This is a genomic window from Acutalibacter sp. JLR.KK004, assembly GCF_036941085.1.
Taxonomy (GTDB): domain Bacteria; phylum Bacillota; class Clostridia; order Oscillospirales; family Acutalibacteraceae; genus Acutalibacter.
Genome location: NZ_JAYMNQ010000001.1, coordinates 1,676,034 through 1,689,051, shown reverse-complemented (window position 1 = coordinate 1,689,051; position 13,018 = coordinate 1,676,034). Strand labels below are relative to the sequence as shown.

The window sequence follows — 13,018 nt, the reverse complement described above, 5'->3', positions numbered from 1 at the left end:
GCAGAATATTCTTACATAGTATGGTAGACCGTACTATCCTAATATCTGTGTTTGTTATCTATTACTCAAAGAAAGGACTGTGACGATATGGCAAAAAATTTGACATATGAGGAATGGACGCAAAAGGTAAAAGATGGTATTTTTACCGAAGCAGGAAATTGTCCTGTAACATCATTGCTTCTCATGTTGCAAGGCAAATGGAAATTCCTAATAATTTACGAAATGTGTATTAAATCTCCTATACGTTTTGGTGAGTTAAGGAAAAATATTGACGGAATCACAAATACAATGCTTACTTCTTCCTTGCGTGAATTAGAGAAAGACGGGCTAGTATTACGAATACAGTTTAATGAAATTCCCCCTCATGTAGAATATTCATTAACTGAAAAAGGAATCGCTTTACTCCCTGTTTTTTATGCTATGACCGAATGGGGGTTAGCATATATTCCATAAGGCTTTAAAACTTAATATTACTTGAAAAATATATTGAATGAGAGAGATTCCGTAGTAGTCGGCATTGTGCCGTAATGTGTATAACTGGCTGTCTTATGGAATTGTGGGTAACTCTGTTTGCAGGACGTGGGAAAGCGGCTCTTTCGCTTTTCCATGTGCTGTGAATAGAGTTATCCATGATTCCATAGCCAGTTATGCACATTTCCACAATGCGCCCTTGCTTTTCAGCCCTTATGCGGTTCGTTCCGCTTCCTGCTTTTTCTTGTGGTATGCTTCCCTTCTTGCGGCAAGATAATTCTCATAGCGTTCTACCGCTTCGGGGTTTCCTGTGGCGGCTTCCTCATACATTTTCTGCCGGGATTTCTTGGTGGCTTCGGAAGCATACGCCCGCTTCTTTGCCAGTTCTGCCGCCGCTGCCGGGTCGGTTTCGGCTTGCCGTACCAGCTTTTCCCTTGCGATTTTCTTCCGGCTTCTGTGGGCTTCCAGACGTTCCGATTCCTCCGGCGTTAAGGCTTCCCCCTCTTTCTGGGCGGCGGCAAGCTCTTTCAGCGTCCTTGCCTTTGTCTGTCCGGCTTTCTGCCTTTCGCGCCACGCCTTATGCTGTGTGGCTTTTTTCTGGCGGTGTTCTGCAAGCCGTTCCGTTTCCTCCGGCGTAAGCTCTGCCCCGGTCTTTTCCAGTTCCATAAGCTCCTTTATGGATTTTTTCTTAGGCGGCTTGGGCGGTTCTGTGGCTTTGCGTTTCTCCCGCCATTCCTTTTGCCACTCTCGGTTATGTGCAAGCCGTTTTTCCTCGGCTTCCAGTTCTTCCGACGTAAGAAGCCCCGCTTTCTTCCTTGCGGTAAACTCCCGTTTCTCTGCCTTGCGCTTCTCATACCGCGCCTTTGCAAGCTCCTTTGACCGGGCTTCCTTTGCCGCCTGTTCCTCCTGCTGGCGGCGTTGTTCCTCCACTTCTGCCGGGGTGACGATATGGGCGGGTACTTCAAAAGCCCCGATAAAGTTTAGGTATATGTCTATGCGCTGGCGGCGGTCATTCCCCCGCCCCTCGCCCTCATGCACAATCACTTTCTCGATAAACTCATTGAGCATGGGCGTTGTAAGCTCGGAGAAATCCGTGTAGCGTTTCACAAGCTGGATAAACTGGTCTGTTTTCAGCTTATCGGCGTTCCAGCTTTCAATCTGCCTTTGCCATTCCGCTATGGACGTTTCAAGCCCGGTCTGTTCCTCGTCATATTCGGCAAGAAGCCGGGTAAAATGCTTGTCGGGTATCTTGCCCGTGGCGTTGCCCTCGTACAGCTTTTTTACAAGCCCGTCAAGCTCTTTGTGCCGCTTCTGAGCCTTGCTGATTTTCTGCTTACATTCCTTGACGGTTTTCTCTTGGTTCTGGTCGGACGCTTCCCGGACACGCTCGGCAAACTCTTTTTCATTGTGCCGCACATACCAGCTCACCCGCTGGATAACGGCAAGGATAGCGGCTTCAATTTTTGCCGTAGGGATATGGTGCATGGTGCAGTCATGGATTAAATGGCGGTAGCCGGAGCAGATAAAAGCGTCCTCAATCCATTTCCCTTGTACAAGGTTGTAGCGGTGTGTGAGTTTTGAACCGCAGTCGGCGCAGTATAAAAGCCCGGTCAAGCGGTTCGGGGCGTTCTGCCGTTTAGGTGCGCGGCGTACCGTTTCCCGTATCTTCTGTACGGTCTGCCACGTTTCCACGTCCACAATAGCGGGGATTGCGCCCTCAAAAATATACTGTTCCTCCGGCGTGGTCTTGCGGCTGCTCTTGGTCTTGTAGTTCTCGCATACGGTTTTCCCTAATACTTTGCGCCCTGTGTATTCCGGGCGTTTCAGTATGTAGCCGATAGTGGTGGCTGACCATGCGTAGGGGTCGGCGTACTTTGCCGCCCGGACTGGCTCGCCTGCCCGTTTCCAATGCTCGGACGGGATAGGGATTTTCTCGGCGCGGAGTGCTTTTGCTATGCTGGCTACGGTTTCCCCGGCAAGGACGCTCTGGAAGATACGGCGCACAACGGCGGCGGCTTCCTCGTCAATTATCCACTCGCCTTTTTCTTCTTTGGAAGCGCGGTAGCCATAGCAGACACTACCAGAACAGCGCAAGCCTTTTTCCATTCTGGACTTGAAAACAGCCTTGATTTTGCGGCTGGTGTCGGCAACATACCACTCGTTTATCACGTCACGGAAGATAGACATAATATCAAAGCCGTTGGCGGTGTCAAGGTTGTCATTGGCGGCGATAAAACGCACATGGTACTCGTCAAAGGTGCGCTTTAAAAGCCCCACTTCAACCACGTCACGCCCGATTCGGCTCTGGTCTTTGATGATAACCGTTGCCACGTTCCCCGCCCGGATTTCGTCTAACATAGCGTCCAGCCCCGGACGCTTGAAAGTAGTTCCCCGGATTCCGTCATCGGTAAAATGCCGGATATTGGTAAAACCGTTTTTCCTTGCGTAGTCCTCTAAAATCCGTTTTTGGTTCTCAATGCTCACGGATTCCCCTGCCCGTTCATCGTCATGTGAGAGTCTTTCGTATAGGGCGGTGAGTTTGTCTTTCTCTGCCTGCTTCTTCATGGTGTGTAACCTCCTTCTTTCTTTGAGGGTGCGCGCTTCCCTATAACCTTATTATACTTATCTGTTCGGGTCTGTGACAATATAGCTGGCGTTCATTTGCATGAGGTTTGGCTTAATGTGAAAGCGAGTTTTGCCGGAGCCGGAACCGCCGATTACCAGCACATTCTTGTTGATGTTGTATTTCGGGTTTTTGTTGCGGCCCACCATGACGCGCTCGGTCTGCGTCAGGAGAATGTTCTGGTCAAACTTGGGGTCAATAAAGGGCTTAATATCCTCGGCTGTCCCCCATCGGGCGCTGCCATACTCTACGCCGTGGCGGTACTTCTTGGCGTTTTTGCCTTTCCAATAGACGGCAAAACGGATTGCCGCCGCCCCGATCAGGCCGATCAGCAGATCGCGGGGATGGAGGCTGGGGAGGGGATTACGCGAAATTGCCGTCCCCAGGTCAGATATGGTGGCCATCAGCTTCGTCACCATATCCGCACCGGCCGCCAGCCGGTAGCACTCTCCGGCTTTGTCAAACACCCAGAGAAAAATGAGATAGGGAAAGTAGGTCAGAGCCAGCTTCTTATAGTCCGGCCTCACAGCTCAATTCCCCCCTTCTGGCGGTGCTTCTCCGCGTCCCTCGACTGGCTTTTTACGATCTCCTTAAAATGGGTCAGCCGCGCTAAAAGAGATGGCTTGCTTTTGTCACGCTTGAGCGTCTTTGCGGTATATTCGGCAAAGGCGGCGTTGAGCGCATCCGTGTCCTTTGCTTTGAAAAAAACCAGATACTTCCCCTCGCTGGGGTCCTTTTTCAATGCGTAGTCCACGCCATATTTCCGGGCGATGTGTTCAAAAGACTTGATATTCCTATCTGTGATCTCGATGTTCTGAACGCCCGCCCCCTGCCGCACAAGCTGCTTGACTGTCTGTCTGCCATGGTGGATATGCGGGTTTCTGGACTGCTCCATATACTGGCGCATGGCCCATTTCAGCAGAGAGGCGGTCATTCTCCCGCCGTTTTTACCCACATTTATCACAAACACTACGGACTTATCCCGTACTTCCTCCTGCATCACGTTCACCTCCTGTTATGCGGAGCGGAAGAATGGTCAGCGGCCCTCGCCGCCGCGGTCACGGCTATGCCCTGACGCCTGACGGTGCGCCTCCTGGATAGCGGCGTTCAGACGCTCCCGCACAGATACCTTTTCCGGGGGCGGCGTAGGTTCCGCCAGCGGGAACCGCTCACGCGCCCGTACTGTTCCCAGCAGTTCACAGATGGGGAAACTGTACTCATGGGGATTGTCCTCCCAGCAGGCTTTCGCCACCTCCAGCGGGTCGGCAAACCGCAAAAGGCCGTCCACCTCGGCGGCGTTGAACTCATGGGCCGTTTTCAGATAGCAATGCAGTTCGGCCAAGCCCTGCAATTTGTAGACACCCAAAATAGTAGGGCCGCTGCTGTCGCTGCTCAGAGCGGCGGCGTGGTCCAAAAGGCTTTTGTCCAGCCGCTCCATCAGCAGTTTTTTGGCTGCAAATTCCATGGTTTATATCATCTCACTTTCATCTGTTGGAATATTCGGGAAATTGTACCGCCACTGATCGTATTCCTCGCTGGAAATTTCACCGCAAAGATACTTCGTCCGCAGTTCCGCCCATGTTCTCAGCATGGTGCGGACAGCCAGAGGAACATTGTTGTCCTCTATGTCGCTCCACAGTTCAATATTGCCCGCAAGAGAAAGTACATTAAAGAAGCGGGAATCCTCCAGGGCAAACAGCGTGTGCATCAGGCACGTCACATTTTCAAGATCGGGCGTGGTCAAGGCGTCTGCCGATATGTTAAGGGCATCCGAAATCTGTTTCAGCAGTTCCAGTTTTGGGGTTCTTGCGCCGATCTCATATTGAGCAATACGGACCGAGGCGGTTCGGGAGGAAAAGCCAACGGCCTTACCAAGTTCCTTTTGTGTCATGCTCCGCAGCCTGCGGAAGAAGCGGATTCGCTTGCCGACTGCCATACTCATGTCGTCTGCGCCCCCTCCCTCGCAAAGCGTTCCTCCAGCCGCTCCACACTCCAGTCCTTCTTGAACTGCCCCAGGGGGCCGGGGCCGAACATGGCCCGCGCCCGGTTGTCCAAATCCCGCAGCCGCGTCCACAGTTCCGGGTGATATGTCCGCAGTTTTCGCAGTTCGTCAATGCGCTGAAGGGGACAGCACCAGCAGGAGGCGCGATGATAAATCTCGTATAACCCGCCCCAATCAAAGCCCCGGCTATAGCAGATTTGCAATGCTTGGGCCTCGGTGATTTTCCATTCCACCAGCGGATAGCAGTTTTGCGGATCGTCCTTGCACCTGTGGGCTTCGTCAGCAGCGATGCCAATATAGTGCAGAGCGTTCTTCTCCTTTTTGAGCCGGTTGACCTCTTTCTGAATCAGATGGGTCTTGAGCTGGCCGGTACACCAGCGCACCTTTGCACCTGGCCAACCGTTGCCATAGGGCGGCACACCCAACTTAGCACGGCGTTCCAAACAACTCTGCTTTACCTTTGGTTCATCAAACATCAGCCATTCAAAGCCGTGCGGGTGGCGCAGGGTAGTAATATGGATGCCGCGCTTCTGGCAGAGAAGATTATCCAGCTTGGCGATATGCGCTTCCATCTCAGGAAACTCCATGGTTGTATCTGCATAAAGTACGCAGTCAATCGGCATCCCCTTTTCCAGCATCAGCAGAAGAAGCGCAGTGCTGTCCTTGCCTCCACTTAGGCTGACAGCGTGGTATTCATTGCGATTTTCGCTTGTTTTCGTTATATCTTCCTCCTTTTAGGCAAAAAAGAAGCCCTGGAAGGAGCAAAGTCCTTCCAGGGCAAAACAGGTTGAAAGTTGATCGGTTAGGCTTGAAAAGGCTTAATAGCCCGTTCTGGGCAGGGTGGTGGGCTTGCCGTAGATGACCGTCACCCAGCGGGAAACAGCCTGAATCCACTCGCCGTTATACACGCCGCCCACATCAGCCTTGTTCACGAAGGAACCAGCGGGGAGGCCGGGTCTGGCGTTGCAGTAGATATAGGGCTTTTCCACCTGCGCGAAGCCAGCAGGGGCTTGACCGAACACAAACATGATCTCGGTCACACGCTCGTTGGAGGCCAGCCCAAGGGCCACGGGGGACGCCGCCAGGGTGTAGTTCTTCTGCGTACTCAGGTTATCGGCCAAGGTCTGGTATTCGCCGCCATTGACGCGGTACACGATCTTATAGTTGCCGGGGTAGTTGTAAGTGCCGGTCACAACTTTATCCAGAATGACCTCGGCGGGCAGGGTATCCCGCCAATAGAAGCTGTCCAGACGGACATTGGAGGTGTTGGCGATCCCGAAGAACATATAGCGCACCGGCTGGCCGCCCATGACCTCCTTGGGGCCAGTCTTGGTAATGGCAACGCCGGTGGTCAGGGACTTGTTTGTGACCTCAAAGGTGAGGATTTGCCCCTTATGCTCCAGATAGGCGTTGAGAACTGTATCGTTCACGCCGTAGTTGTCCGGGGCCTTGACCTCCTTGATGGTGTAGCGGCCCAGCGGGAGGGGCTTGGAAACCGCCAGCCCCCGGCTGTCGCTCTTGATGGTGTCCACCACATTGTTGGCCTTGTCGTAAATCTCAAAGACCGCGCCGGACAGAAGCGTCCCTGCCGGCAGACCGTTGGTGGGATTGTAGTCCGCAGACTTCTTGATAATCTGGATTTGCGCGGTAATAGGGGTATTCTTCCACTCCACCAGAGTAGTCTCCCCAGCGGTCACATAAACCGTTTTCATCTGCGTGTCCACAATGTAGCCCTCGTTCTCCAGTTCACGGAGATAGTACCGCCCGGAGGTGGTCAGCCCCTCGATGTAAACATAACCGCTGTTGTCGCTGGTGTATTGCCCGATGGGAGTGTTGGTGTTGTCGTACAGCAGGAATGTTACCCCATAAATGCCCTTGCCGGTCACACTGTCGGTTTTGTGAATCAATATCCCGGAAAAGGGCTTATTTTTTACCGTCAGCGTGGTAGTTTTACCGTCCGTGATGGTGAAGTAGTGGGGCGTGTCGTCCAGCTTGAAGCCCTGCGCCGCCTCAATCTCCACGGCATAGTAGTCCCCGGCATCCAGCGCCACATGGACGCGGCCCGTGCTGTCGGTGGTAACGGTGTCCACCAGAGCGCCATCCATTTTCCTGATCTCAAAAGTAGTGCCAGGGATGCGCCGGGTGGTGTCGCTCTCGGAAACCTTAATAAGCTCCAGCCCACCCTCGGCCTTGTTGAAGAAGGTCAGGGTCTGGGCCGCTCCCTGCTTGATGAGGATGGACTGCGGCGTGGTGTCCAGCACATAGCCGCTTATTGTTTTGGTCTCCTTGGCGGTGATGGTGACGCCGGGGGTCAGGTCGGTGATAACAATGCGTCCATTTTTATCGGTGACATACTCGCCGTTATTCGGCCCCACAACCGCACCGCTGCTGTCGGTGACAAGGAAGGTCACACCCTGGATGGGGTCGGTAGTGCCGTCTACATATTTCTGGATGGTCAAGGTCTGCTGGGGCGAATTGTAAAAGGTGAGGGTCTGCGTGTCTGCCGGATTGACGGTGATGGTCTGCGTCCGGGTAGCCTCGTCAATGGTGTAGCCGGGAATCGTCCTGGTCTCTCTGGCAACGATAGTGCCGGTCACGCCGGAAATGCGGATTTCGCCGTTGGCATCGGTGGTATAGAGGCCGTTGCTGGACAGGTGGCCGTTGGCGTTGTCCACATAGCCGCCGCCAGCGTAGGTCAGCTCAAATTCCACGCCTGCCAGCGGCTGCTTGGTGACGGAATCCAGCTTACGAATCACCAGCTCGCCCGCCCGCTGGTTCCAGAAGGTCAGTTCGGGGGCCTGGGGGCCTGCGGTGATCTTCACCGTCTTGGGCGTGCCGTCCAAAACAAAACCGTCCACCGTCTTGATCTCGCGGGCGGTGATGGAAGTGCCGGGTTCCAGCCCCTCAATCACAATTTCACCCGCAGCGTTGGTGTAAAATACGCCATCGCCAGGGCCAACCGCCGCGCCGGTGCTGTCCGTAATTTTGAACGCAACACCCGCCAGCGGCTCATTCTGTGTCCCCTCAATGTATTTGTGAATCGTGAGGGTCATTTTGGGGTCATTCTCAAAGGTCAGATCGTTGCCGCCGCTGGTTCCGTCATTGTTCCCGATGTTGGTTCCGCCGCCGCCCACGCCGCTGGTCAGGCTGTTGGTTCCATTCTTCACAATGATTGTTTTGGGAGTTGTGTCCAAAACGTACCCGCTGGGGACCTTGCTCTCACTGACTACTATGGTGCTGCCCGGAACGAGGCCGGATACTGTCACCGTGCCGTCCTTCCCTGTGGTGTAGCGGCCCAGCACAGTGCCGTTACCGTCCTTCACTGTAAATTCAGTTCCAGGAACGGGCTTTCCGGTCACAGAATCCAGCTTGGTCAGGGTCAAGCTGCAAAGAGGCTCATTGAGGAAGGTGAGGGTCTGCGTATCATCCGGGTTGACGGTGACGGTCTGCGTCTGCGTGGACTGGTCGATCACATAGCCGGGAGCGGCCTTGACCTCTTTCGCTACAATCGTGCCGGTCACGCCGGAGATGCGGATTTCCCCGTTGGCATCGGTGGTATAGAGGCCGTTGGAGGACAGATGTCCGTTGTCATTGTCCACATAGCCGCCGGAGGCATACGTCAACTGGAACTGAGCGCCGGAGATGAGAGCGCCGGTCACGCTGTCCTTTTTCTGGATAACAAGAGAACCGGCCCGCTTGTTCCAGAAGGTAAGTTGCTGTACGGTCCCGCCCTTGATAAGAATATCCTGGGGCGTTCCATCCAGCACGAAGCCCTCCACGGTCTTGATTTCTCTGGCAATCACTGTGGTTCCGGGTTCGATGCCGTCCAACACAATCTCGCCAGCCTTGTCGGTGAAGTAGGTTCCATCGTCCGGGCCGACTGCGGCCCCGCTGCCGTCTACTACTTTGAACGCTACGCCGGACAGCGGCTCATTTTCCGTCCCCTCAATGAACTTTCGGATAATAAGGGTGGTTCCAGGCTCATTGTCAAAAATCAGGCTGTTGGAAATGCCGGATTTCACCACAATGCTTTTGGGCGTCTCGTCCAGAATATAGCCGGTAGGGGCCTTGGTTTCAGACACCATGATCGTGCTGCCAGGTTCCAGACCGGAGACGATCACGGTTCCGTCTGTCCCGGTTTTGTAAATGCCATTGGTGGGACCGACCGCGTGACCTTCACTGTCCCGGACGATAAATTCAGCGTTCGCCAGGGGCTTGCGTGTCACGGCATCCCGCTTGGTGATGGTCAGGGTGGCCTTGGGAGTGTTGGTGATGATGACCGTCTGCGTGTCCCCGTTGGCCCCGATCACCACATTCGTGCTGGGGGCATCCATAACATACCCTGTCGGGGCCTTGGTTTCGGTCAGCACATAAGCACCGGGGGCCAGATTACTGATACGGATTTCTCCGCTGCTGTCGGTAGTAAACAGACCATTTTGGGTCAAGGTGGACGTGCCGATCACGCCGTCCAAACCGACCTCACAGCCCGCCGCCGTGGTGACACGGAACTCCGCGCCGGGGAGCGGCTGGCCGCTGATGCTGTCCCGTTTCTGAATAATAATGCCGCCCTTGGGCTGATTTTTGAAGGTGAGCGATACCGTTTTGCCTTCTTGAATCTGAATGGTCTGGCTTTGCGTGTCGATGATGAAGCCGTCCGGGGCTTTGGTCTCGGTGACGACCACGCTCTTGCCCGGTTTCAGCCCGGTAATGCGGATTTCCCCGTTTTCATCCGTTCTGAAAATGCCGTTGGAATCCCCAATCAGAGTGCCATCCGCATACATGACCTTGAACTCGGCGTTCTGCAAGGTTACAGAGGGATTGACGGAGCATACCTTTCGGATTAAAAGCTGGCCGTCCGGGGCATTGTCAAAACGGACGGTAATGACGCTCTGCGTCCCATTATCAGAGATATAGACTGTTTCAGAGGCATTGATGATGCTGTACCCGTCAGCGGGGTCCACCTCCTCCACGATATAAGTGCCGCTTTTCAGTCCAGTCCAGATGCAGGTCCCATTTTTCCCTGTCACCTTCTGGCCGATTACAGTGCCGCCCGTGCCAGAGGTCCCGCCCAGGTAGCGAAGCTGGAAGGTGCAGCCGGGCAGGGCCTCATGGGTCACGCTGTCATACTTCTCCACGACAATTCCATTCAGCGGCTCATTCTGGAATGTGACAGTTTTGCTCTCGCCGCCGTGGAGAATGACCTTCTGCGTGGTCGGCTCCTTCATCTGAAAACCGGGGGCCGGGGCAACCTCGGTAATGGTGTACTCGCCGGGATACAGCCGCTTGCCCTGCTCATGGAGCTTGATTTCACCGTTGGCGTCCGTCAGGATATACCCGAAGTCGATGGTGCTGGGAGCGTCCGCCGCCTCGCCGTTGGAAGTATAGGTGACATGGAATTTTGCCCCCTCAATAGGAGCGCCCGCAACAGAATCCTCTTTGAAAATCGTCAGTTCCGGGGCCTTGTGATTCTTGAATACCACCGTCTTTTCATCGCCGGGATTCAGAGAGATGGTCTGCACCCGGTCCGCATCCTTGTCCGGCAGATAGTAGGGGGCGGGGACGGATTTCTCGGTAATGCGGTAAGTGCCGGGATCCACCCGCAGAGAAACCGTGCCGTCCGCGCCGGTAGTCACATCATGCTGATAGTCACTGTTGACGCCCTCCACGGTTAGCACCGTTCCGGGGACAGGATCGCCGCTGATCGCGTCCACCTTGGAGATGGTGAGCAGGGGCTTTTTGCTGTTCTTGAAAATCAGCGTCTTTTCATCGCCGCCGTTCAAGCTGATGGTCTGGGTCCGGTCCGCTTCGTTCTCCGGCAGACAGTAGGGGTCAGGCACAGATTTCTCCGTCACCCGGTAGCTGCCGGGTGCAACACGCAGGGTGGCGAAGCCGTCCGCCTCGGTGGTCACATCGTGGCGGTAGTCGCTGTCGATGCCCTCCACAGTGAACACCGTGCCGGGGATGGGGGTGTTGGTTCTCTGTTCCACCTTGGAGATTTTCAAAACAGGCTGCTTCAGATTGTCAAAAATCAGCTCCCGGTTCTCGCCGGGTCCCAGGTAGATGGTCTGCATGGGTTCCTCGCCCACCACATAGGGGTCGGGGACGGACTTCTCGACCACCTCATAACTGTCCACGGGGATATTGGAGAGAACGGCCCTGCCGTCCGGCCCGGTGGTCACATCGTTATGATAGCCGTAGTGGATGCCCTTAATCTCAAAGACGGTGCCGGGAATGACCTCCTTGGTCTGGGCGTCCCGCTTGAGAATGGTGAGGCTGGGCAGCTTCTGATCCGCCGCCGTTACGGTGACAGTGCCGCCGCCGTTGATGGTGGCCTGATCCACATGGGCAAACACAGGCTCGGTCAGGCAGGAATAAGGCGCAGGCGCGGACACCTCCACAAAGGCGTACATTCCCTCGGTCACATCGGTAACGGTGATACTGCCATCCGCTTTGGTGGCCTCTGTGCCGATGATCTGCCCGTCCTTGATGATGTTGAACACAGCGCCGGGGAGAGGGTTATCAGAATCATCTTTTTTAACAAGCCTTATCTTCACCTTGGCGTCATTTTCAAAGACCAGGGCCACATCGGTCTTGCCGTCCCAAACAAAGGTCTGCTTGGTCTTGCTGACATCCGGGCTGAGAGAGTAGCCCTCCGGGGGTTTGATTTCCTCGGCGGTGTAGCTGCCCAGGGGCATATCCTTCCAGGGAACGTCCGTCAGATAGCCGCCAGCGCCAGTGACATAGGTTCCGGTAAAATCATTGTCCACGCCGGTGATTTTGATGACCGCTCCGGCCAGCCCCTTGGTGGGGTCGTCCGCATCGACCTTGCGGATGCTGCCCTCGCCGGTAATCTCAGGGGTATCGGAAAAGGTGACAGTCACTGTTTTATTGGTTCCGTTAGGCAGGACAATGTACTGCGGCCCCGAGTTGTCGATCTCGTACCCCGCCGGGGCCTCCAGTTCGGTCACGGCGTAAGTACCTGCTTCCAATTGGGGTATTGTAACAGTGCCGTCTCCGCCTGTCACCACTTCCTTGGAGTAGGCGCCATTTTCGGAAGCAACAAGAAACCTTGCGCCGGACAGTCCTTTGTTGGGATTGGTGGAATCAACCTTTTTAATCATCAGGCTATACAGTTCACGGGTAATGCTCAGGTCGCCCACCATGACAGCCTGCACATCGTTGGAGGGGTGATAGCTGGAGCCGGGGCCAGTGTAGGCGTACTCATAGACCTCGCACTCGCCCCATACGCCCTGCGCCCCCAGGTCGAGAATATACTGCGCCCGGTCACGGAACGATTTGCCGTCCATTGTATCGTCAATACTGGAATAGTTGGTATGCTCCAGATTGTTATAGACGCAAAGCAGTTCCTCGGCACAGGCCACCACTGGATCAGACAGCAGACCGGCCTTGTAGCGCCAGACGATAGCCTGCGTCCAGGAGTTCATGGTCCAGGTGTAGTTGCTGTCCCATACGTCATTTACGCCCAGTGCCTTGGCCTGATCGGTAAAGACGCCGGTAGAATGGGCGTAAAAGTACGCCATCATTGTCCTTACAGTGGGGTCGGAGATGGGCTGGGGATTGCCCCAGGTGTGGCCCTTCAGCGACCAGCCCATGCCCTTGCCCTTCTCGGCGCAGAAGCCCATTGTACTTTTGCCGTTGTAGTTAAAGTGCATCTGGTGCATATAGCACTCGCCTAGAGCTGGGGAATCGTACTTGGTTCCGCTGTATGCGCAATCGTCCATCTTGATGGTGCTGGGGTTCGCCGCCAGTGCCGTGGAGGGCAGCAGTCCCAACATACACACCAGCACCAGCAGCAGAGCCGTCATGCGGGTGAAAGAGAAACGGATTTTTCCCATAAATCAAAAGCTCCTTTCCGTTTTGGGAATAAAAAGGCCCTCCAGCTTGCGCTGAAAGGCCGTTCA

The 13,018-nt window shown here is 54.9% G+C and carries 7 protein-coding genes and 1 pseudogene; 1 reads left to right on the top strand and 7 read right to left on the bottom strand.

Going from position 1 to position 13,018, the window contains the following annotated elements:
• The first annotated feature begins 87 nt into the window (after nucleotides 1-87).
• Nucleotides 88-453: a winged helix-turn-helix transcriptional regulator gene (locus VSQ30_RS09165; RefSeq protein WP_334463586.1), complete on the top strand. Its 366-nt coding sequence runs from the start codon at nucleotides 88-90 to the stop codon at nucleotides 451-453.
• A gap of 231 nt (nucleotides 454-684) precedes the next feature.
• Here VSQ30_RS09165 and VSQ30_RS09160 read toward each other — a convergent pair whose 3' ends face one another.
• The 7 genes and pseudogenes from VSQ30_RS09160 to VSQ30_RS09130 form a co-directional block, all read right to left on the bottom strand.
• A complete protein-coding gene (locus VSQ30_RS09160; protein WP_334463584.1) occupies nucleotides 685-3,036 on the bottom strand; it encodes a DUF4368 domain-containing protein in 2,352 nt (783 codons plus the stop codon).
• 66 nt (nucleotides 3,037-3,102) lie between these two features.
• Nucleotides 3,103-3,621: pseudogene (locus VSQ30_RS09155) on the bottom strand (type IV secretory system conjugative DNA transfer family protein); the annotation flags it as partial.
• Nucleotides 3,618-4,094: a PcfB family protein gene (locus tag VSQ30_RS09150; protein ID WP_334463583.1), complete on the bottom strand. Its 477-nt coding sequence runs from the start codon at nucleotides 4,092-4,094 to the stop codon at nucleotides 3,618-3,620. The gene VSQ30_RS09150 and the pseudogene VSQ30_RS09155, both read right to left, overlap by 4 nt.
• Before the next feature lie 36 nt (nucleotides 4,095-4,130).
• Nucleotides 4,131-4,559, bottom strand: coding sequence for a hypothetical protein (locus VSQ30_RS09145; protein ID WP_334463582.1), 429 nt, complete (start codon nucleotides 4,557-4,559; stop codon nucleotides 4,131-4,133).
• Between the two features lie 3 nt (nucleotides 4,560-4,562).
• Nucleotides 4,563-5,036, bottom strand: coding sequence for a helix-turn-helix domain-containing protein (locus VSQ30_RS09140; RefSeq protein WP_334463580.1), 474 nt, complete (start codon nucleotides 5,034-5,036; stop codon nucleotides 4,563-4,565).
• Nucleotides 5,033-5,818: a phosphoadenosine phosphosulfate reductase domain-containing protein gene (locus VSQ30_RS09135; protein ID WP_334464838.1), complete on the bottom strand. Its 786-nt coding sequence runs from the start codon at nucleotides 5,816-5,818 to the stop codon at nucleotides 5,033-5,035. The genes VSQ30_RS09140 and VSQ30_RS09135 overlap by 4 nt, the downstream gene beginning before the upstream one ends.
• Before the next feature lie 96 nt (nucleotides 5,819-5,914).
• Nucleotides 5,915-12,952, bottom strand: a complete 7,038-nt coding sequence (locus VSQ30_RS09130) for a SpaA isopeptide-forming pilin-related protein (RefSeq protein WP_334463579.1) — start codon at nucleotides 12,950-12,952, stop codon at nucleotides 5,915-5,917.
• Nucleotides 12,953-13,018 lie beyond the last annotated feature (66 nt).